This window comes from Oscillibacter valericigenes, assembly GCF_016902445.1.
Lineage (GTDB): Bacteria > Bacillota > Clostridia > Oscillospirales > Oscillospiraceae > Oscillibacter > Oscillibacter avistercoris.
The window spans coordinates 45,727-63,228 of record NZ_JACSNX010000015.1; the positions used below are offsets into that span (position 1 = coordinate 45,727).

The following is a 17,502-nucleotide window of genomic DNA, read 5'->3' on the forward strand; positions in this document are numbered from 1 at the left end:
GCAAGCAGGGCGTCATGACTGGAATTTGGGGAGGGTGTTGGCACCGTGGGGCAGCAGCGTGGCCCGCAGGTCCCGGCCGCCGTTGAGCCGGCGGGACAGCTCCAGTGCCTCGTCCAGGGTCTTGACCACGTGGATCCTGGCGGTGCCGAAGTCCTCCTGGGCCATGTCGGTGACGGCGATCATGTGGTACTTTTCGGCGCTCTCGGCAAAGAGGTAGCCGATGAAGGCGCCGATGGAGAAGTTCTCCCGCAGGTCCTTCTCCCGCTCCTCCATGGTGGCAAAGCCTGCGATCTGCCGCTGGGTATCCTCGCTGCCGAAGCCCTCTTCCGACTTGGTCACCAGGATCAGGGTGCCGCCGTCGGCCACCACCTCCAGGGCATTGGAGAGGGTCTTGATGGTCTGGTAGAAATTCAGGTCCTTGGGATAGCCGCCGGCGCTGGCGATGACCAGAGGAGTCTTCTCCTTCACCGGCACGCCGTACATCCGGTCCACCAGATCACAGGCCGCCCGGTGGGCGGTGACCCAGTTGCCGGCAAAGGCGGCGATGATCTCCTGCTCGTCATTCACCACCACGTTCAGCAAAAACGTGGGGCGGACCATGGAGCAGGCCTCCATCATGTCGGCGTGGACCGGGTTGGCGGCGTTCATGTTGGCGCTGCGGACAGCGGGGTTGGAGCCGCTGCCGATGCCGGGATTCAGGGCCAGGTTGTGGTTTTTCATAATGGTCTCACGGCCGGCGATGCCCGGCAGGATGCTCTTGCGGCCGCCGCCGAAGCCCGCCATGAAGTGGTACACCACGCCGCCGGTGAGGATGATCTTGTCACAGGCCAGGGCCCGCTTGTCCAGCCAGACGGGGGTGCCCCGGCTTGTGGTGCCCACATAGGCCAGGTTGTCCTGGTCCGTGCAGACGTGGTCCTCCACCCGGATCCGGTCATACACCGGCTTGGTCACCAGGCCGATGTGCTCTTCCTCCGTCTGGCGGCGGTGGGTGCCGGTGGCGGAGAGGATGAGGATGTCCTCGTCCCGGACGCCGGCGGCCTCCAGCTCCCCGATGAGGATGGGGAGATAGGTGTCCGGCGCCTGCCAGCGGCGGGTCACGTCGGAGATGACGACGCAGACCTTGTCGCCGGCCTTCACCAGTTCCTTCAAAGGGGCGGAGTCGATGGGATGGTCCAGGGCCCAGCGGATGTGCTCCGCCGTGGTCCGCTGAGGCAGATCCACCTGGTTGGGCTCCAGCTCTGCGGCGATCAGCTCCGGGGGTAGATGAACTTCAAATTCCGTCTGTCCGTATTTCATGGGTTCTGTCATGAGGGTCACTCCTTGTTTTGGCACAGGGCCCTATCAGGGCCGCTGCTGATGTTATCCTCTTTATACGCCGATCCGGCGGAAATGTCGACGGCAAATGTCACAAAATTTGCCCGTCAGATGTCCAGCTCCAGCACCACCGGGCAGTGGTCGCTGCCCAGCACCTCGCTCCAGATGTCGGCGTTTTTGATTTTGTCCTTCAGCCGGTCAGAGACGATAAAGTAGTCGATCCGCCACCCGGCGTTGTTCTTCCTGGCATTGAAGCGGTAGCTCCACCAGGAGTAGGCCCCGGTCTTGTCCGGGTACAGGTAGCGGAAGGTGTCGGTAAATCCGCTGTCCAGGAGCGTTGTCATCTTCTCCCGCTCCTCGTCGGTGAAGCCGGGGTTGCGGCGGTTGGGGCCGGGGTTCTTGATGTCGATTTCCTCATGGGCCACGTTCAGGTCCCCGCAGTACACCACGGGCTTTTGGGCGTCCAGCTCCAGCAGATAGTCCCGGATATCGTCCTCCCAGGCCATGCGGTAGTCCAGCCGGGCCAGCTGGTCCTTGGAGTTGGGGGTGTAGCAGCACACCAGATAGAAGTCCGGGTACTCCGCCGTGATGACCCGGCCCTCATGCCGGTGCTCGTCGATGCCGAAGTCATAGGTGACGTTCAGCGGTTCCTGCCGGGTAAACACCGCGGTGCCGGAGTAGCCCGCCTTGTCGGCGCTGTTCCAGTAGCGGTGATAGCCCGGCAGATCGAATTCCGCCTGCTCGGGGCGCATTTTCGTCTCCTGCAGGCAGATGACGTCGGCATCGGCCACGGCGCAGAAGTCCAGAAAGCCCTTGCCCAGGCAGGAGCGCAGGCCGTTGACGTTCCAGGATACCAGTCTCATAGCAGTTCTCCTTTGGTAACGATCTCAGTCCTTTATTGTAGCCGATTTTCCACGGAAAAACAATGCTCTGTGGAAAAATCGCCCGTCTCCGGCCGGTCCGGGAAAAATGCGACAAAACATTGTAATTTTGGAAGACGGCGTATATAATATAAGAATCGTGCGTTCAATACCAGCCCTCTTCCATTCGGAGCGGCTGTGAAAAAGGAGAAGACCCTATGGAAAAGAAAAAGTTCTATATCACCACGCCCATCTACTATCCGTCGGACAAGCTCCACATCGGCCACACCTACTGCACCGTGGCCACGGACACCCTGGCCCGCTACCACCGGCTGAAGGGCGAGGACGTCATGTTCCTCACCGGCACGGACGAGCACGGCCAGAAGATCGAGACCAAGGCCAAGGAGGCCGGCGTCACCCCCAAGGAATTCGTGGACCACATCGTGGAGGGCGACCGGGGCGTCAAGGACCTGTGGAAGCTGATGAACATCTCCAACGACCGGTTCATCCGCACCACGGATGACTACCATGTGGAGAGCGTCCAGAAGATCTTCAAGAAGATGTACGACAAGGGCGACATCTACAAGGGCACCTACAAGGGCAAGTACTGCACCCCCTGCGAGTCCTTCTGGACCGAGAGCCAGCTGGTGGACGGCAAGTGCCCCGACTGCGGCCGCCCGGTCCAGGACGCCGAGGAGGAGGCCTACTTCTTCCGCCTGAGCAAGTACGCCGACCGGATCCGGGACCTGCTGGAGAACACCGACTTCCTGCAGCCCCGCAGCCGGGTCCATGAGATGGTGAAGAACTTCCTGGACCCCGGCCTGGAGGACCTGTGCGTCTCCCGCACCAGCTTCTCCTGGGGCATCCCGGTGGACTTTGACCCCAAGCACGTGGTCTACGTGTGGGTGGACGCCCTCAGCAACTATATCACCGCCCTGGGCTACGACAACGACCGCTACCACGACTACGACAAGGGCTGGTGGCCCGGCGTCAACATCGTGGGCAAGGAGATCGTCCGGTTCCACTCCATCATCTGGCCCGCCATGCTGATGAGCCTGGGTGAGCCGGTGCCCAAGCATGTGTTCGGCCACGGCTGGCTGCTGCTGGACGGCGGCAAGATGTCCAAGTCCAAGGGCAACGTGGTGGACCCCTATATCCTGGCGGAGAAGTTCGGCGTGGACGCCCTGCGGTTCTTCCTGATGCGGACGTTCCCCTTCGGCTCCGACGGCAACTTCTCCAATGAGCTGCTGATTCAGACCATCAACACCGACCTGGCCAACGACCTGGGCAACCTGGTCTCCCGCACCACCGCCATGGTGGGCAAGTACTTCGGCGGACAGCTGCCCGCCGGGTGCGGCGCCACGGAGATGGAAAAAAAGGCCGCCCAGTCCTCCGCGACCCGGGAATCCACGATGTGCTTCGGATCTGACGATCCCAACGATCCGGTCCTCTTTGACCTGGACCTGGTGAGCAAGGCCGCAGGGCTCCGGTTCGACTATGAGGAGGACATGGAGACCTTCGCCCCCCACAAGGCCCTGGACGAGGTGTTCAAGGTCATCCAGCGGGCCAACAAGTATATCGACGAGAACGCCCCCTGGGCGTTGGCCAAGGATATGGAGGCCAACGGCGCCCGGCTGGCCCACGTGCTGTACAACCTGCTGGAGGCCACCCGCATCTGCGGCATCCTGCTGACGCCCTTCATGCCGGAGAGCTGTGAGAAGCTCTTCGCCCAGATCGGCGCCCCGGCGGAGGCGCAGACCTGGGATGCGGCCGCGGTGTGGGGCGCCCTGCCGGAGACCGCCGCTGTCACCAAGGGCGAGAACCTGTTCCCCCGGCTGGATCTGGACAAGGCCCTGGCCGAGCTGGAGGCCGCGGAGGCCGAGGCCAAGAAGGCCGCTCTGCCCGCTATCGAGGTGGAGCCCCAGCTGACGGAGAAGGTGGACTTCGACACCTTCTGCAAGTCCGACTTCCGGGCGGTGAAGGTGAAGGCCTGCGAGGCGGTGAAGAAGAGCGAGAAGCTGCTGAAATTCACCCTGGACGACGGCACCGGCGTGGACCGGCAGATCCTCTCCGGCATCCACAAGTGGTACGAGCCGGAGGACCTGGTGGGCAAGACCCTGATCGCCATTGTGAACCTGCCGCCCCGGAAGATGATGGGCCTGGAGAGCAACGGCATGCTGATCTCCGCCGTCCACACGGAAAAGGGCGAGGAGTGCCTGCACCTGATCATGGTGGATGACGCTATTCCGGCGGGCGCGAAGCTCTGCTGAGGGCTTCGAGGGGGAGCAGGCTCCCCCTCGACCTCCCCCACCCCCAGTGACGTCGGTCACTGGGGACGCCGCCCTGGGCGGCTGGGTCAACGTATTTTCGGCAGGCGCATGTCCTGCCGAAAATGATTGAAATTTCTTCGTTCGCCAACGGCGAACGAACTGGGGAAAGCGGTGAAGCGCCGCCTACGGCGGATGAAGCGAACCGCTTTCGAGGCAGCGGCACGATTGGCGGCCCGAACAGGGCCGGGAATCGTAATGCCGCAACGGTGTAAACCAACGGTTTTCCCCTAGAGCCCCTTTCCTTTGCGAAAACAGCCGGCACCAAGTGGTGCCGGCTGTTTTTTTAACGCAGGGATTTGTTGGAGAGTTCTGTGTAGATCCGCTTGCCGTCTGTCAGATCGGAGCGCAGGAGGGAGATCCGCCGGACCACCATGCTGGCGTGGGGGACGGTCACCTGCGGGGCCTCGCCCCGCCAGCGGCGGACCAGGGTGATATGGGGACGGAAGGGGCGGTCCTCCAGGCGAAAGCCCCGGGCCCGGAGGTCCGCCTGCAGGGACAGGGCCAGGTCCTCCAGGGCCGGGTCCCCCCGGACGCCGGCCCACCACAGGTCGCCGAAGTGTCCCGGCGGGCCGCCCACCGCCAGAGTGAAGGGGCGGCAGGCCGCCGCGTTCAGCGCGGCGCGGGCGCCGGGCAGGTCTGCCGTCTCCCCCAGGAAGGCCAGGGTCAGGTGCAGGTTCTCCGGCGGGGGAAAGGAGCCTCTCCCCTGGCGGCGCAGGTCCGCCTGGGCGGTGAGCAGGGCCTCCCGCACCGCCGGGGAGAGCTGGATGGCCAGGAAGAGCCGCATGAATTTTTCCTCCTTTTCAAAGGGTTTTGATTGCGTCCTCCCCGGTTCTGGTGGTACAATAGGGACCATCGGCAACAGACGAAAGGAGTTCCCATGAGACTGCAAAGCGCGATTTTTGATATGGACGGCACCCTGCTGGACTCCATGCCCATCTGGCGGGACCTGGGCACCAGCGTCCTGCGGGGCCTTGGCATCGAGCCCGAGCCGGAGACCAGCGAGATGCTGAAGACCCTCTCCCTCCGGCACGGGATCGCCTACTGCAAGGAGCACTACCACCTCCCCCAGACGGAGGAGGAGCTGATCGGCCGGGTGGTGGGCCGGGTCGCGGACTTCTATCAGAATGAGGTCCAGGCAAAGCCCGGCGTGGAGAAGTTCCTCTCCCTTCTGAAGATGGAAGGCGTGTGGATGTACGTGGCCACCGCCACGGACCGCCCTCTGGCGGAAGCGGCCCTCCGCCACGCGGGGATCGACCACTACTTCCGGGGCCTCATCACCGTGGCGGAGGTGGGCGTCGGCAAGCGGGACAGCGCCGAGATCTACGAGCGGGCCATGCGCCGCCTTCAGTCCAACAAGAAGGATACGGTAGTGTTTGAGGATGCCTTCCACGCCATCCGGACCGCCAAGGCCGCCGGGTTCCGGGTGGCGGCGGTGTATGACGCCTCGGAGGAGGCCAACCAGCCGGCCATTCGGGAGATGGCAGACTACTACATCCGCTCCTTTGAGGAGATGTTCGAGACCAGGAGCCTCGAGTGAGCATATCGGAAACAAGGCAGCCCGCCCGGCAGGAAGCCGGGCGGGCTGTTGTCTGTTTACAGAGCGGCGATTTCCGCCTCCCGGGCGGCGTCCAAGGCCGTCAGTGTGTTGGCGGCGTCCAGCAGGGCGGTGCGGAAGCTGCCGCTGCCCCGTCCGCCGGAGAGACGTTCCGCCCGGCGGGCGCAGACCTTCCAGAAGGCGGAGGCCAGGGCGGCCGCAATGGCGGCGTCCGGCTCCACGGCGGCGAACACCCCGCACAGCACCGACAGCATGCAGCCGGTGCCGGTGACCAGGGACATCCGGTCGCTGCCGCCGGTGACGCACCAGACCCGCTCCCCGTCGGTGACCAGATCCTCCGGGCCGGAGAGGAGCACCGCCGTGTGCCGGCGCCGGGCCAGCTCCATGGCGGTATCCCGCCGGACGTCTTGGCTGGCGGGCAGCGGGCTGTCCACCCCCTGCTCCCGGCCGTCGGTGCCCAGCAGGGCCTGGGCCTCCCCCAGATTCACCCGCAGGATGGCGGGGGTGAAGCCGTCCAGCAGCTGCCGGACCTGTCCCAGCCGCCAGGGGCTGGCGCCCACGCCCACCGGGTCCAGCACCACCGGGTGATGGGCAGAGGCGGCGCAGATCCGGCAGGCCCGGAATTTTTCGGCGTCCGGGGTGCCGGTGTTCAGCACTGTGGCGCCGCTGACGGCAGAAATGGCCGTCATCTCCTCCGGGGCCTGGGCCATCATGGGGCTGGCGCCCACCGCCAGGGCCAGATTGGCGCAGTCGTTGGCGGTGACGATGTTGCTGACGCAGTGGATCAGGGGCCGCCGGCGGCGGACCTCCTCCAGCTGGGTGAAATCAAACATGGGAAGGACCCTTTCACAGTCGAACTCAGTGCTCCAGCGCAGTCTGCATGGTCTTGAGGGCACCGCTGCGCTTCAGGGCAAAGACCAGGGCGCCCGCCAGGACGGAGCCGCCCACCGTGGAGATCAGGAAGGGCACCACATAGGCGGTGTAGCCGATGCTGCCGGCCACCTTGCCCATGAAGGCGATGGCGATGGGATAGGACAGCAGGCCGCCGATGATCCCGGTGCCGAACACCTCGCCCACCAGCGTGGCGGGCAGGTTCTTCGTCTTCCAGTACACCAGGCCGCACAGCAGCGCGCCGCACATGCTGCCCGGGAAGGCCAGCAGGCTGCCCAGGCTCAGGGCGTTCCGCAGCAGGCTGGCGGCAAATGCAACCACCACGCCGTACCACGGGCCCAGGAACACGGCGCAGATCACGTTTACCATGTGCTGCACCGGCGCGCACTGGCTGCCGAATACCGGGAACTGGAACATGCTGCCCACCACGGCCACGGCGCACAGCACGCCGGCCAGAGCCAACTTTTTCGTTTTCATAGAGATCGCTCCTTTGATCCATCAGAATTTGCAGGGAGAAAACGGCGCAAAAACAGCGTTTCCCCCTTGCCATGCAAGGTCCAGCAGACGGATCCCGCCTGCTGTGGAAAATCGGTCGAGGCTCCCTGGCCTCCTCTCACGCCGGAACACGGCTTCCCATCGCTGTTTTTCCGGCCCGGACCCAGGGCGCTCCCCCTCGGCCCGCTCCCGGTGGTCCCGGGGCGCCGGTGTTCGTGTCCTCCGATGCACATCCTTTCCGTCTCAAAGTAAAAACAGCGGGCACCCATGGGTGCCCGCCGTACGGTATGTCTGGACATCACTTCCTACGGTGGCATTACCCACATCAGGTGAAGGGTCGAAGCGCACGCTTCCTCTCAGCCGGTACCGGCTCCCCTGTTTTGTCGGCTCTATTATGACACCGCCTGCGGGAATTTGTCAAGCGGCATGTTGAACGAAGACGGCCTGTCTCTGAAAAAAGCCAGCGCCGCTCTTCCGGCGCCGCCCGTCAGGCGCTCCGGCTTCTGAAAAAGCGGATGAAGAGGACAGCAGATCTCACCCACCAGATGACCGTAGTGACCACAGAGAGCCCCAGCACGATTTGATCCGTGCGGTCGGTGAGGTCCAGAGTCCTTCCGTAACAGACTGCGCAGATGGTCCAGAGAATCGCCGTGACAACGCTTAGGATCACATACCACCGTGGGACTGGGGATTTCTTCATAGCGAATCCCTCCCTGCTGTCTTTTTTACACGGGACATCTTCCCTTTTGATCATCATACCATCTTTCCCGGTCAAAAGCAAGGGATCTTTCACGGGACAAAGCCGCGTTCCGGCGGAGGAAACGGCCCGGTTCTGCTTGCAATCCGGCGGGAAAAGGGGTATGATGGGAGGCAGAAAACGGGGAGCCCGCTGGCGCGGGCTGAGAGGAAGCCAGCCAGGCTTTGACCCTTCACCTGATTTGGATCATGCCAACGTAGGGAAATCATGAGGCGCGCTGCCGCGGACGACCGGATTTGGTGTGTCCGTGGTTTTTTGCATCAAAGGAAGGATGAGACGTATGAAGATCGACGCCAAGCGGCTGCGGCTGTACGCTGTGACGGACCGGGCCTGGGCCGGCGGCACGGAGGGCCTGCTCCGCCAGGTGGCGGAGGCCATCGACGGCGGGGCCGGCATCGTCCAGCTGCGGGAAAAGCACCTGGGCCAGGCGGACTTCCTGGCGGAGGCGGAGCGGTTCGTGGCCCTGTGCCGGGAAAAGGGCGCCGTCAGCATCATCAACGACAATGTGGACATCGCCGCCCAGGTGGGGGCCGACGGTGTCCACATAGGCCAGGAGGATCTGGAGGCCGGCCGGGCTAGGGAGCTGCTGGGGCCGGACAAGGTCATCGGCGTCTCCGCCCACTCGGTGGCCGAGGCACTGGCCGCCCAGGCGGCGGGAGCGGACTACCTGGGGGTGGGCGCAGCCTTCGTCACCGGTACCAAGACGGACGCCAAGCCCATCTCCCGGGAGACCATCCGGGCCATCACGGCGGCGGTGGACATCCCGGTGGTGGCCATCGGCGGCATCAGCCGGGACAACATCCTGGAGCTGCGGGACTGCGGCCTGGACGGCGTGGCGGTGGTCTCCGCCCTCTTCGCCCAAACCGACGTGAAGGCGGCGGCGGCGGAGCTGCTGCGCCTGTCGGAGGAGATCGCCCGATGAACATTAAGGGCGCCATCTTTGACCTGGACGGGACCCTGACAGACTCCATGTACATCTGGCAGCAGGCTCCGGTAGACCTGGTGCGCCGGTATGGCGGGGACCCGCCGGAGGACCTGGCCCGGGACCTGAAGGAGATGGGCCGCCGGGAGGCGGCGGAATACCTGCGGGAGCGCTTCGCTCTCTCCGCCACGCCGGAGGAGCTGATGGACACCCTCAACGACCTGGTGACGGAGGAATACCGGTCCCGGGTGCCCATGAAGCCCGGGGCGGACAAATTGCTCTCCCGGCTGGCGGAACGGAACATCCCCTGCTGCATCGCCACCGCCAGCGAGGTGTTCCAGGCCCGCTCGGCCATGGAGCGGCTGGGACTGTGGAAATACTTCCGCTTTGCCGTCAGCTGTGTCCGGTACGGCGGCAAGACCCGGCCGGACATCTATCTGGAGGCCGCCCGGCGGCTGGGGACCCCACCGGCGGAGACGGTGGTGTTCGAGGACGCCCTCCACGCCGCCCGCACCGCCCATGAGGCGGGGTTCCGGGTCTGCGGTGTCTGGGACACCTCCGCCCAGGAGGACCAGGCGGCGCTGGAGACTCTTGCGGACTGGTACGTCCGGGACCTGGGAGACTGGGCCCCGTAAGAGACGAGGAACCGCGGCCTGCAGGCCGCTTCCGGCGGCGGATCGGGGGCACCACCTTCCGCCGCTTGATAAAACTTCAATGCAAGGAAAGGAAGCATGGATATGAAGACAGCATTGACGATCGCTGGGACCGATCCCAGCGGAGGCGCCGGCATCCAGGCAGACATCAAGACCATGACCGCCAACGGCGTGTTCGCCACCTGCGCGGTGACGGCCCTGGTGGCCCAGAACACCACCGGCGTCAAGGACATCGTGGAGTGCACCCCGGAGTTCCTGGCGGAGGAGCTGGACTGCGTGTTCACCGACATCTTCCCCGACGCGGTGAAGACCGGCATGGTCTCCAGCATCCCCCTGATCGAGACCATCGCCGCCAAGCTGAAGGAGTACGGGGCGAAAAATCTGGTGGTGGATCCGGTGATGGTGGCCACCTCCGGAGACCGTCTGATCTCTGAGGACGCGGTCTCCGCCCTGAAGGAGCTGCTGCTGCCCCTGGCCACGGTGCTGACCCCCAACATCCCGGAGGCGGAGATCCTCTCCGGCATGACCATCACCGATACCGCCGGCATGGAGGCCGCCGCAAAGGCCATCAGCGAGCGGTACGGCTGCGCCGTGCTGTGCAAGGGCGGTCACCAGGTGAACGACGCCGACGACCTGCTGTGGCGGAACGGCAGCGGCAAGTGGTTCCGCGGCAAGCGCATCCACAACCCCAACACCCACGGCACCGGCTGCACCCTGTCCAGCGCCATCGCCTCCAACCTGGCCAAGGGCTTTGACCTGGACACGTCGGTGGAGCGGGCCAAGGCCTATATCTCCGGCGCCCTGGGGGCCATGCTGGACCTGGGCCGCGGCTCCGGCCCCATGGACCACATGTTTGATCTCAAAAGCGTCTACTGCGAGGGGCTGCCGGACTGATACCGGCGCCCGGCGAGAGGGAGGGACTGCCTGCACCGGCGGTCCCTCTTTTTTAAACAAAACGTTTTAAGACGCTTTTAAGGTTAAAAATACAGGTATGTTCCATTAAAATAACCAAATTCAAAACTTTTTAAAAAATCTTTCAGGTTGATTTTAGCTTCCGGTGCTATCGTGGCTCCATCAAAGTTCCGCAGGGCGGAAGAGATGAAAGGAGCGGCGTCGCATGCTTAGAAAACGACAGGATCGGGAGGCGGAGGGCCTCTCAATTACGGACGGAACCCAATCCGGGGCGGGACCGGGCACCAGGGAGCGCATCCGCGGCGGGCTGAAAAAGCTGCTGCGGGGAAGGAAACGCAAGATGATCGCGCTGGTCCTGGTGGCGTCCATCGCCGGCGGCGTGGTGGTCTGGAGAGGACACGGGCAGACAGCGGCCGCGGCCACAGAGTACCAGGAGGCGGCAGTAGAGCGCCGCTCCATCACCAATTCCCTCAGCGCCAGCGGAACCCTGGAGCCGGCGGACTCCTACACCGTCAACACCCTGGTCTCCGGCGATCCTCAGCGACACCTTTGAAAAGGGCGACCAGGTGGAAGAGGGGCAGCTGCTGTACACCATCGACTCCTCCAATGCCAGCAGCAGCCTGACCCAGAGCCAGAACAGCTACTCCCAGGCCCAGACCTCCTACCAGCAGGCGGTGGATGCGAAATACCCGGAGGCGGACCTGACAGGCACCGTCAGCGAGGTCTACGTCAACGAAGGAGACAGCGTCAGCGCCGGCACAGAGCTTCTGAAAATCGTGGCGGATGAGAACATGTACATCGACTTCTCCTTCACCTATGCGGACAGCGATGACTTTTATATCGGCCAGTCCGCAACGGTGTTTATTGACGGCTTTGCCGGGTCCCTCACCGGCACGGTCACCGCCGTGTCCAGTTCGTCTGCGGCGGTGTCTACCGGCGTGCCGCTGACCACTGTGCGGGTGCGGCTCACCAATCCGGGACTGGTGACTACGGACTACACGGCCAGCGCCGTCATCGGCAGCTACTCCAGCTACGGCCAGGCGTCCATCAAGGTGGGAGCCAGCAGCGTCATCACGGCGGAGGCCTCCGGCAAGGTCTCTGGCTTTGACTGGCTGGTGGGCGACACCATCTCCAGCGGGGACCGGATCTGCACCATCACCGGCGACAGTGTGGACAACGCCATCGAGAGCGCCCGCATCAGCGTCAGCAACGCAGCCACCAGCCTGGAAAGCGCCCAGGAGAACCTGGAAGACTACTCCATCACCGCCCCCATCTCCGGCACCGTGGTCACCAAGACTGCCAAGGCCGGGGACAACATCGAGGGCGGCTCCGACAGCACCCTGTGCGTCATCTACGACCTGAGCTATCTGGAGATGACCATGTCCATCGACGAGCTGGACATCAGCTCCGTGGAGGTGGGTCAGGAGGTCCAGATCACCGCCGACGCCGTGGAGGGCAAGACCTACACCGGCGTGGTGACGGAGGTGTCTGTGGCGGGCACCACCTCCGGCGGCATCACCACATATCCCGTCACCGTCCGCATCGATGAGACGGACGGCCTGCTGCCCGGCATGAACGTGGACGCGGAGATCGTGATCTCCTCCACAGAGGATGCCCTGGCGATCCCGGCCTCTGCCGTGAACCGGGGCGACACAGTTCTGATCACCGCTGACTCCCCCAGCGCCGCCAACGCCCTGGATCAGGAGGCCCCGGAGGGCTATGTCTACGTGGCGGTGGAGACCGGCGTCAGCGATGACAGCTACATCGAGATCCTCTCCGGCCTGCAGGAGGGGGACACGGTGGCCTATCTCCAGACGACCTCCTCCAGCAGCTCTGACAGCGGCATGATGATGGGCGGCATGGCCGGCGGAATGCCCAGCGGCGGAATGCCCTCCGGCGGAGGCGGCATGGCCGGCGGTCCGGGAGGCTTCTGATGAGCAGTCTGATCGAATTCCGGGAGGTCTGCAAGTACTACCAGATGGGCGACACCACCGTGAAGGCGGCGGACCGCATCTCCTTCCAGATCCAGAAGGGGGAGTTCGTGGCCATCGTGGGCCAGTCCGGCTCCGGCAAGTCTACCTGCATGAACATCATCGGCTGCCTGGACGTGCCCACCTCCGGCACCTATCTGCTGGACGGCCAGGATGTGGACCAGATGGACAAAAACCAGCTGGCCGCCATCCGCAACAAGATGCTGGGATTCATCTTCCAGCAGTATAACCTGCTGCCCAAGCTGACCCTGCAGGAGAACGTGGAGGTGCCGCTGATGTACGCCGGCGTCCCCAAGCCGGAGCGGCACGAGCGGTCCCGCATCGCCCTGGAGATGGTGGGCCTGGGGGATAAGCTGAAGCACAAGCCCATGCAGCTCTCCGGCGGCCAGCAGCAGCGGGTGTCCATCGCCAGGGCCCTGGCCGGGGACCCGGCGGTGATCCTGGCTGACGAGCCCACCGGCGCCCTGGACTCCCACACCGGGCGGGAGGTGCTGACCATGCTGCAGCAGCTCCACGCCGCGGGGAACACCGTGGTGCTCATCACCCACGACAACTCCATCGCCGTCCAGGCCCAGCGGATCATCCGGCTGGAGGACGGCCATGTGATCTACGACGGGGACGCCAGCGCCCCCGAGGCGGTGGTCACACCCAACCTTGCGGGAAGGGGGGCTGCTGGATGAATTTGGTCGAGACCTTTCAGATGGCGGTCCAGAATATCCTCAGCAGCAAGATGCGGACCTTCCTCACCATGCTGGGCATCATCATCGGCGTGTGCGCGGTCATCGTCATTGTGGGCCTGGGCAACGGCATGCAGGGGTACATCGAGGACAGCTTCGCCGACATGGGCACCGACTCCCTCACGGTGACCATCGCCGGCCGGGGCTCCTCCCGCACGGTGTCGGAGGAGGAGATGTACCAGCTGGTGGAGGACAACAGCGAGACCTTCAAGCAGATCTCCCCCACCGTCACCATGAGCGGCTCTGTGAAGATCGGCAGCGACTCCCTGACCGCCACCTCTGTCACCGGCGTCAGCGAGGACTATTTCAACATGAAGGGCTATGAGATTGCCCAGGGCCGGGGACTCCAGTATACGGATATGACCGGCCGGAAAAAGGTCTGCGTGGTGGGCCAGTATCTGAACCAGTATTATTACGGCGGCGCCGCTGTGGGCCAGACGCTGAAGGTGGGCGGCACCACCTTCACCATCGTGGGCGTCATGGCGGCGGAGGCCAGCGAGCTGGAGGAGGGCGGCACCGACGACTGTGTGTTCGTCCCCTACTCCACCGCCGCCCGCCTCAGCTTCACCGGCACGGTCTCCAGCTATACCATCACGGTCCAGGACACGGACCAGATCGCAGAGGCAAAGACCACCCTGGAGAGCGCCCTCTACGCCATCTTCGAGGATGACGACGCCTACACCGTGGGGAGCATGGCGGAGATGGTGGAGGAGATGAACTCCATGGTGAATATGATCATCTACATCCTGGCGGGCATCGCCGCCATCTCCCTGGTGGTAGGCGGCATCGGCATCATGAACATCATGCTGGTGTCCGTTACGGAGCGGACGAGAGAGATCGGCATCCGCAAGGCCCTGGGGGCTCGGGAGAGCGCCATCATGCGCCAGTTCGTCATTGAAGCGGCCACCACCTCCTCCCTGGGAGGTGTGCTGGGGATCGCCCTGGGCTTCGGCCTCTCTGCGGCGGCCACGGTGGTCATCGCCAACGTGATGCCCGACACTCCCATCACCGTCAGCCCCAGCATCGCTGCGGTCCTGATCGCCTTCGACGTCTCCGCCGGCATCGGCATCGCCTTCGGCTATCTGCCGGCCAAAAAGGCGGCGGTGCTGAACCCCATCGACGCGCTGCGATACGACTGACGGCTATCCCTTTTCTCCGGCAGCGGATCCCGGCGGATCCGCTGCCGTTTTTCTTGCCGGAGGCATCCGGCTGTGGTACAATGGCGCAAAGTGCCCGGCGGACAGCCGGAGCACCCTGTGAAAGGAAGCGATATCCATGCGGGAGATCCGAAAGAAGCGTGCGGTTGCCACGGCGGCCCGCCGGGAGAGGAAGTGGTCGATGCAGTAAAAAACGGAGGAGATCCTATGAATGATACCATCCGCGCGCTGGGCCTGCCGGACCCTGACGCGGTTTTTCCCAACGAATACGGCACATCCTGCTATATCAAGAATGTGGTGAAGGCCCCGAACATCCAGATCGGGGACTACACCTACTACGACGATCCGGCGGACCCCGCGGGGTTTGAACAGAACAACGTTCTGTTCAACTATCCGGAGTTCGGGGACCGGCTCATCATCGGCAAATTCTGCTCCATCGCCGCCGGGACCCGGTTCATCATGGGCCCGGCCAACCACCGGATCAGCAGCGTCAGCACCTATCCCTTTCAGGTGTTCGGCGGGGCGTGGGCCGCGCTGGCGCCGCCCCACCTGGACCAGCTGCCCCGGAAGGGGGACATCGTGGTGGGCAGCGACGTGTGGATCGGCCGGGAGAGCGTGATCCTGCCGGGGGTCCACATCGGCGACGGCGCCATCATCGCGGCCCGCTCCGTGGTGGCGAAGGACGTGCCCCCCTATACCGTGGCGGGCGGCAATCCGGTCCGGGTGCTGAAGCAGCGGTTCCCGGAGGATCTGGTCCGGCTGCTGCTGGCCTGGCGGTGGTGGGACCTGCCGCCGGAGGAGCTGGCGGAGGCCGTTCCCCTGCTGTGCGACCCGGACCTGGACGCGGTCCGGTCCGCCATCCGGCAGCGCCTGGAGAAATGAACAGGAGAGCACCCGGATCAAAAGAGGACCCGGCCCCTTTTGGGGCCGGGTCCTTCCGGCAGTTACGGCATGCCGGGCGCCTGAGGTCCGAGGGTGAAGGACGGCAGGCTCCGCCGGCAGCCGTTTTTCTCGTAAAACGCCTCCGCCCCCGGCTGGGCGCCGAAGTACAGCAGCGTGGGGGTGTGGGTCCCGGCCAGCTGCAGCAGCCGGCTGCCGATGCCCCGCCGCTGGTATGCCGGCAGCACCAGCAGCTCTGTGATGGTGCCGAAGAAGCAGCCGTCGGTGAGGATCCGCAGGCAGCCCACCAGCTGTCCGCCGTCCCGGGCGGTGATGTTGAGGGTCCGCGCCAGAGCCGTCCGGGTCTTTTCCGCATCGTAGTCCCCCGGCCAGATTTGATCCACAAAGGCCAGAAATCCATCCGGCGTGAGAGAGCGGTCGTCCACCCGATATTCCATGGCGTTGTCCTCCTCAAAGCAGTTATCACATGCGGAGCGGGCTCAGTCCTCCGCCATCTCCCGCATCAGGGCGATCTCCCGGGCGTAGCCGGGCAGGTCGTTGGGGGTCTCCAGACAGAAGGGCAGGCCCTTCAGCGCCGGGTGGCGGACGATCCGCCCCAGGGCCTCCAGCCCGATGGTCCCCTCCCCCAGGCAGGCGTGGCGGTCCTTGTGGCTGGCCGGCGGATTTTTGCTGTCGTTCAGGTGGACGGCCTTCAGGCGGCGGAGCCCGATGATCCGGTCGAAGGCCGTCAGCACGCCGTCCAGGTCGCCGATGATGTCGTAGCCTCCGTCGGACACGTGGCAGGTGTCCAGGCAGACCCCCATCTTGTCGGAGAGCTCCACCCGGTCCAGAATGGCCCGCAGCTCCTCAAAGCGGCTGCCCACCTCACTGCCCTTGCCGGCCATGGTCTCCAGCAGCACCGTGGTGGACTGGTCCGGCCGGAGGATGGCGTTGAGCCCGTCGGCAATGAGGGCGATGCCGGCCTCCAAGCCCTGGCCCACATGGCTGCCGGGGTGGAAGTTGTAGTACTGCCCCGGCACGTGCTCCAGCCTTGCGAGGTCGTCCGCCATGGTCTCCCGGGCGAAGGTGCGGTTCTTCTCTTCGGCGCCGCAGAGATTCAGGGTGTAGGGGGCATGGGCCACGATGGGACCGAAGCCGTGCCGGGCCATCAGGTCCCGCAGGGCCGAGGCATCCGCCGGGTCCAGGTCCTTGGCCTTGCTGCCCCGGGGATTGCGTGTAAAGAATTGAAATGTGTTGGCCCCCAGCTCCAGCGCCTGGCGGCCCATGGCCGCAAAGCCCCTGGAGGAGGACAAGTGGCAGCCGATGTACAGCATGGCGGTGTCTCCTTCCGTCGAACGCCGCCTTCCAAAGAAGGCGTTTTGTTTTTTTCATCATACCACATCCGCGCGCCTGCGGCACCGGCAAAAGCAACAAAAAAGCGCCCCCCGGCTCTGCACCGGGGGGACGCTGCTGCCGGGCCAAGGGAGAGCGGCGGCCCGCCCGGCGGGGCCTTATATGTTCCGGGCGCCGGAGTCCGCATCACCGTCGGAGATGAACAGCTCCTCCGCTTTCTGCTGTGCGTCGATCAATTTGGCCTGCAGCCGGCGCAGGGATTCCTCCGCGTCGGTGATGGCGTTGAAGAGCAACAGGTATTCTTTGGAAACCTTCTGCATATGGTATTCATCCTTTCTAAACCGCCACAAGATATGGAAGTTGCCTTTATCATACACAAGGGCGGCAAGAAATTCTGTCTGAATCTGTCGAGACATCCTGAGTTTTGCAAAAATTTCAAAAATCACATGAGATTTTCTGAAAAACGAAAGAAAACCCGTCTGTTTTGACAAAAAATCAAAAATTTGACCGAATCCGCCCGCACCTGGGCGAAGGGACGGGAAAAGACGGGCCCGCCTTTGGCGGACCCGTCTCAGTCTGTCGACAAACCCGGAAATCCGGGAAAATGGGAAGGAAGATAGCTACGAAAGAAACCCAGGAAGGGTGTCTTTCGTTTTCAATCAACCGTTTTCCAGAACTTTTCAAAGTTCTGGAAAA

19 protein-coding genes and 1 riboswitch are annotated in these 17,502 nt (G+C 64.2%); of the genes, 11 read left to right on the plus strand and 8 right to left on the minus strand.

Annotated elements, in window-relative coordinates:
* Positions 1 to 12: 12 nt before the first annotated feature.
* Both H9X91_RS09815 and H9X91_RS09820 read right to left on the minus strand, forming a co-directional pair.
* A complete protein-coding gene (locus H9X91_RS09815) occupies positions 13 to 1,308 on the minus strand; it encodes a lactate racemase domain-containing protein (protein WP_204804710.1) in 1,296 nt (431 codons plus the stop codon).
* A 113-nt stretch (positions 1,309 to 1,421) separates the two neighbouring features.
* Positions 1,422 to 2,177, minus strand: coding sequence for an exodeoxyribonuclease III (locus tag H9X91_RS09820; RefSeq protein WP_204804712.1), 756 nt, complete (start codon positions 2,175 to 2,177; stop codon positions 1,422 to 1,424).
* A 215-nt stretch (positions 2,178 to 2,392) separates the two neighbouring features.
* Between H9X91_RS09820 and metG the strand changes: the two genes are divergently transcribed.
* Positions 2,393 to 4,444, plus strand: coding sequence for a methionine--tRNA ligase (gene metG, locus H9X91_RS09825; protein ID WP_204804713.1), 2,052 nt, complete (start codon positions 2,393 to 2,395; stop codon positions 4,442 to 4,444).
* A gap of 343 nt (positions 4,445 to 4,787) precedes the next feature.
* On the opposite strand, the gene thpR is transcribed toward metG, so the two are convergent.
* Positions 4,788 to 5,288 carry an RNA 2',3'-cyclic phosphodiesterase gene (gene thpR / locus H9X91_RS09830; protein ID WP_204804714.1) on the minus strand — a complete coding sequence of 167 codons (501 nt, stop codon included), beginning with the start codon at positions 5,286 to 5,288 and terminating at the stop codon, positions 4,788 to 4,790.
* A 93-nt stretch (positions 5,289 to 5,381) separates the two neighbouring features.
* Here thpR and H9X91_RS09835 point away from each other — a divergent pair, with 93 nt between their 5' ends.
* Positions 5,382 to 6,041 carry an HAD family hydrolase gene (locus H9X91_RS09835; protein ID WP_204804715.1) on the plus strand — a complete coding sequence of 220 codons (660 nt, stop codon included), beginning with the start codon at positions 5,382 to 5,384 and terminating at the stop codon, positions 6,039 to 6,041.
* 56 nt (positions 6,042 to 6,097) lie between these two features.
* Here the strand turns inward: H9X91_RS09835 and thiM are convergent, their stop codons facing one another.
* From thiM to H9X91_RS09850, 3 genes are all read right to left on the minus strand, one after another.
* Complete coding sequence (thiM, locus tag H9X91_RS09840; RefSeq protein ID WP_204804716.1) at positions 6,098 to 6,892, minus strand: hydroxyethylthiazole kinase; 795 nt, start codon at positions 6,890 to 6,892, stop codon at positions 6,098 to 6,100.
* Positions 6,893 to 6,917: 25 nt separating this feature from the next.
* Positions 6,918 to 7,427: an energy coupling factor transporter S component ThiW gene (thiW, locus tag H9X91_RS09845; RefSeq protein ID WP_204804717.1), complete on the minus strand. Its 510-nt coding sequence runs from the start codon at positions 7,425 to 7,427 to the stop codon at positions 6,918 to 6,920.
* Between the two features lie 303 nt (positions 7,428 to 7,730).
* Positions 7,731 to 7,832, minus strand: a riboswitch (TPP riboswitch).
* 100 nt (positions 7,833 to 7,932) lie between these two features.
* Positions 7,933 to 8,145, minus strand: coding sequence for a hypothetical protein (locus H9X91_RS09850; RefSeq protein ID WP_204804718.1), 213 nt, complete (start codon positions 8,143 to 8,145; stop codon positions 7,933 to 7,935).
* A 337-nt stretch (positions 8,146 to 8,482) separates the two neighbouring features.
* Between H9X91_RS09850 and thiE the strand changes: the two genes are divergently transcribed.
* The 8 genes from thiE (at position 8,483) to H9X91_RS09890 (ending at position 15,456) form a co-directional block, all read left to right on the plus strand.
* Positions 8,483 to 9,124 (plus strand): thiamine phosphate synthase, encoded by a 642-nt coding sequence (gene thiE, locus H9X91_RS09855; protein WP_204804720.1) that lies wholly within the window; start codon positions 8,483 to 8,485, stop codon positions 9,122 to 9,124.
* Positions 9,121 to 9,759, plus strand: coding sequence for an HAD family hydrolase (locus tag H9X91_RS09860; RefSeq protein WP_204804721.1), 639 nt, complete (start codon positions 9,121 to 9,123; stop codon positions 9,757 to 9,759). Before thiE ends, H9X91_RS09860 begins: the two co-directional genes overlap by 4 nt.
* A gap of 102 nt (positions 9,760 to 9,861) precedes the next feature.
* A complete protein-coding gene (gene thiD, locus H9X91_RS09865; protein WP_204804722.1) occupies positions 9,862 to 10,671 on the plus strand; it encodes a bifunctional hydroxymethylpyrimidine kinase/phosphomethylpyrimidine kinase in 810 nt (269 codons plus the stop codon).
* A 223-nt stretch (positions 10,672 to 10,894) separates the two neighbouring features.
* The gene (locus H9X91_RS09870) at positions 10,895 to 11,242 is read left to right on the plus strand and encodes a flagellar basal body-associated FliL family protein (protein ID WP_204804723.1); all 348 of its coding nucleotides are present in this window, start codon (positions 10,895 to 10,897) and stop codon (positions 11,240 to 11,242) included.
* A gap of 13 nt (positions 11,243 to 11,255) precedes the next feature.
* Complete coding sequence (locus tag H9X91_RS09875; protein WP_204804724.1) at positions 11,256 to 12,623, plus strand: HlyD family efflux transporter periplasmic adaptor subunit; 1,368 nt, start codon at positions 11,256 to 11,258, stop codon at positions 12,621 to 12,623.
* Positions 12,623 to 13,360, plus strand: coding sequence for an ABC transporter ATP-binding protein (locus H9X91_RS09880; RefSeq protein WP_204804725.1), 738 nt, complete (start codon positions 12,623 to 12,625; stop codon positions 13,358 to 13,360). The genes H9X91_RS09875 and H9X91_RS09880 overlap by 1 nt, the downstream gene beginning before the upstream one ends.
* Positions 13,357 to 14,556: an ABC transporter permease gene (locus H9X91_RS09885; RefSeq protein ID WP_204804726.1), complete on the plus strand. Its 1,200-nt coding sequence runs from the start codon at positions 13,357 to 13,359 to the stop codon at positions 14,554 to 14,556. The genes H9X91_RS09880 and H9X91_RS09885 overlap by 4 nt, the downstream gene beginning before the upstream one ends.
* Positions 14,557 to 14,781: 225 nt before the next feature.
* A complete protein-coding gene (locus tag H9X91_RS09890; RefSeq protein ID WP_204804727.1) occupies positions 14,782 to 15,456 on the plus strand; it encodes a CatB-related O-acetyltransferase in 675 nt (224 codons plus the stop codon).
* Positions 15,457 to 15,518: 62 nt separating this feature from the next.
* On the opposite strand, the gene H9X91_RS09895 is transcribed toward H9X91_RS09890, so the two are convergent.
* The gene (locus H9X91_RS09895; RefSeq protein WP_204804729.1) at positions 15,519 to 15,911 is read right to left on the minus strand and encodes a GNAT family N-acetyltransferase; all 393 of its coding nucleotides are present in this window, start codon (positions 15,909 to 15,911) and stop codon (positions 15,519 to 15,521) included.
* A gap of 42 nt (positions 15,912 to 15,953) precedes the next feature.
* Entirely contained in the window at positions 15,954 to 16,787 is an 834-nt protein-coding gene (locus tag H9X91_RS09900; RefSeq protein WP_204804731.1) for a deoxyribonuclease IV, read from the minus strand.
* On the opposite strand from H9X91_RS09900, the gene H9X91_RS09905 reads away from it, so the two are divergent.
* On the plus strand, positions 16,767 to 17,294 hold the full coding sequence (locus H9X91_RS09905; protein ID WP_204804732.1) for a hypothetical protein: 528 nt from the start codon (positions 16,767 to 16,769) through the stop codon (positions 17,292 to 17,294). The genes H9X91_RS09900 and H9X91_RS09905 overlap by 21 nt on opposite strands.
* Positions 17,295 to 17,502 lie beyond the last annotated feature (208 nt).

Coding starts and splice junctions, on each gene's coding strand:
- H9X91_RS09815 (WP_204804710.1), bottom strand. CDS start 1,308: ATGACAGAACCCATGAAATACGGACAGACGGAATTTGAAGTTCATCTA.
- H9X91_RS09820 (WP_204804712.1), bottom strand. CDS start 2,177: ATGAGACTGGTATCCTGGAACGTCAACGGCCTGCGCTCCTGCCTGGGC.
- metG (WP_204804713.1), top strand. CDS start 2,393: ATGGAAAAGAAAAAGTTCTATATCACCACGCCCATCTACTATCCGTCG.
- thpR (WP_204804714.1), bottom strand. CDS start 5,288: ATGCGGCTCTTCCTGGCCATCCAGCTCTCCCCGGCGGTGCGGGAGGCC.
- H9X91_RS09835 (WP_204804715.1), top strand. CDS start 5,382: ATGAGACTGCAAAGCGCGATTTTTGATATGGACGGCACCCTGCTGGAC.
- thiM (WP_204804716.1), bottom strand. CDS start 6,892: ATGTTTGATTTCACCCAGCTGGAGGAGGTCCGCCGCCGGCGGCCCCTG.
- thiW (WP_204804717.1), bottom strand. CDS start 7,427: ATGAAAACGAAAAAGTTGGCTCTGGCCGGCGTGCTGTGCGCCGTGGCC.
- H9X91_RS09850 (WP_204804718.1), bottom strand. CDS start 8,145: ATGAAGAAATCCCCAGTCCCACGGTGGTATGTGATCCTAAGCGTTGTC.
- thiE (WP_204804720.1), top strand. CDS start 8,483: ATGAAGATCGACGCCAAGCGGCTGCGGCTGTACGCTGTGACGGACCGG.
- H9X91_RS09860 (WP_204804721.1), top strand. CDS start 9,121: ATGAACATTAAGGGCGCCATCTTTGACCTGGACGGGACCCTGACAGAC.
- thiD (WP_204804722.1), top strand. CDS start 9,862: ATGAAGACAGCATTGACGATCGCTGGGACCGATCCCAGCGGAGGCGCC.
- H9X91_RS09870 (WP_204804723.1), top strand. CDS start 10,895: ATGCTTAGAAAACGACAGGATCGGGAGGCGGAGGGCCTCTCAATTACG.
- H9X91_RS09880 (WP_204804725.1), top strand. CDS start 12,623: ATGAGCAGTCTGATCGAATTCCGGGAGGTCTGCAAGTACTACCAGATG.
- H9X91_RS09885 (WP_204804726.1), top strand. CDS start 13,357: ATGAATTTGGTCGAGACCTTTCAGATGGCGGTCCAGAATATCCTCAGC.
- H9X91_RS09890 (WP_204804727.1), top strand. CDS start 14,782: ATGAATGATACCATCCGCGCGCTGGGCCTGCCGGACCCTGACGCGGTT.
- H9X91_RS09895 (WP_204804729.1), bottom strand. CDS start 15,911: ATGGAATATCGGGTGGACGACCGCTCTCTCACGCCGGATGGATTTCTG.
- H9X91_RS09900 (WP_204804731.1), bottom strand. CDS start 16,787: ATGCTGTACATCGGCTGCCACTTGTCCTCCTCCAGGGGCTTTGCGGCC.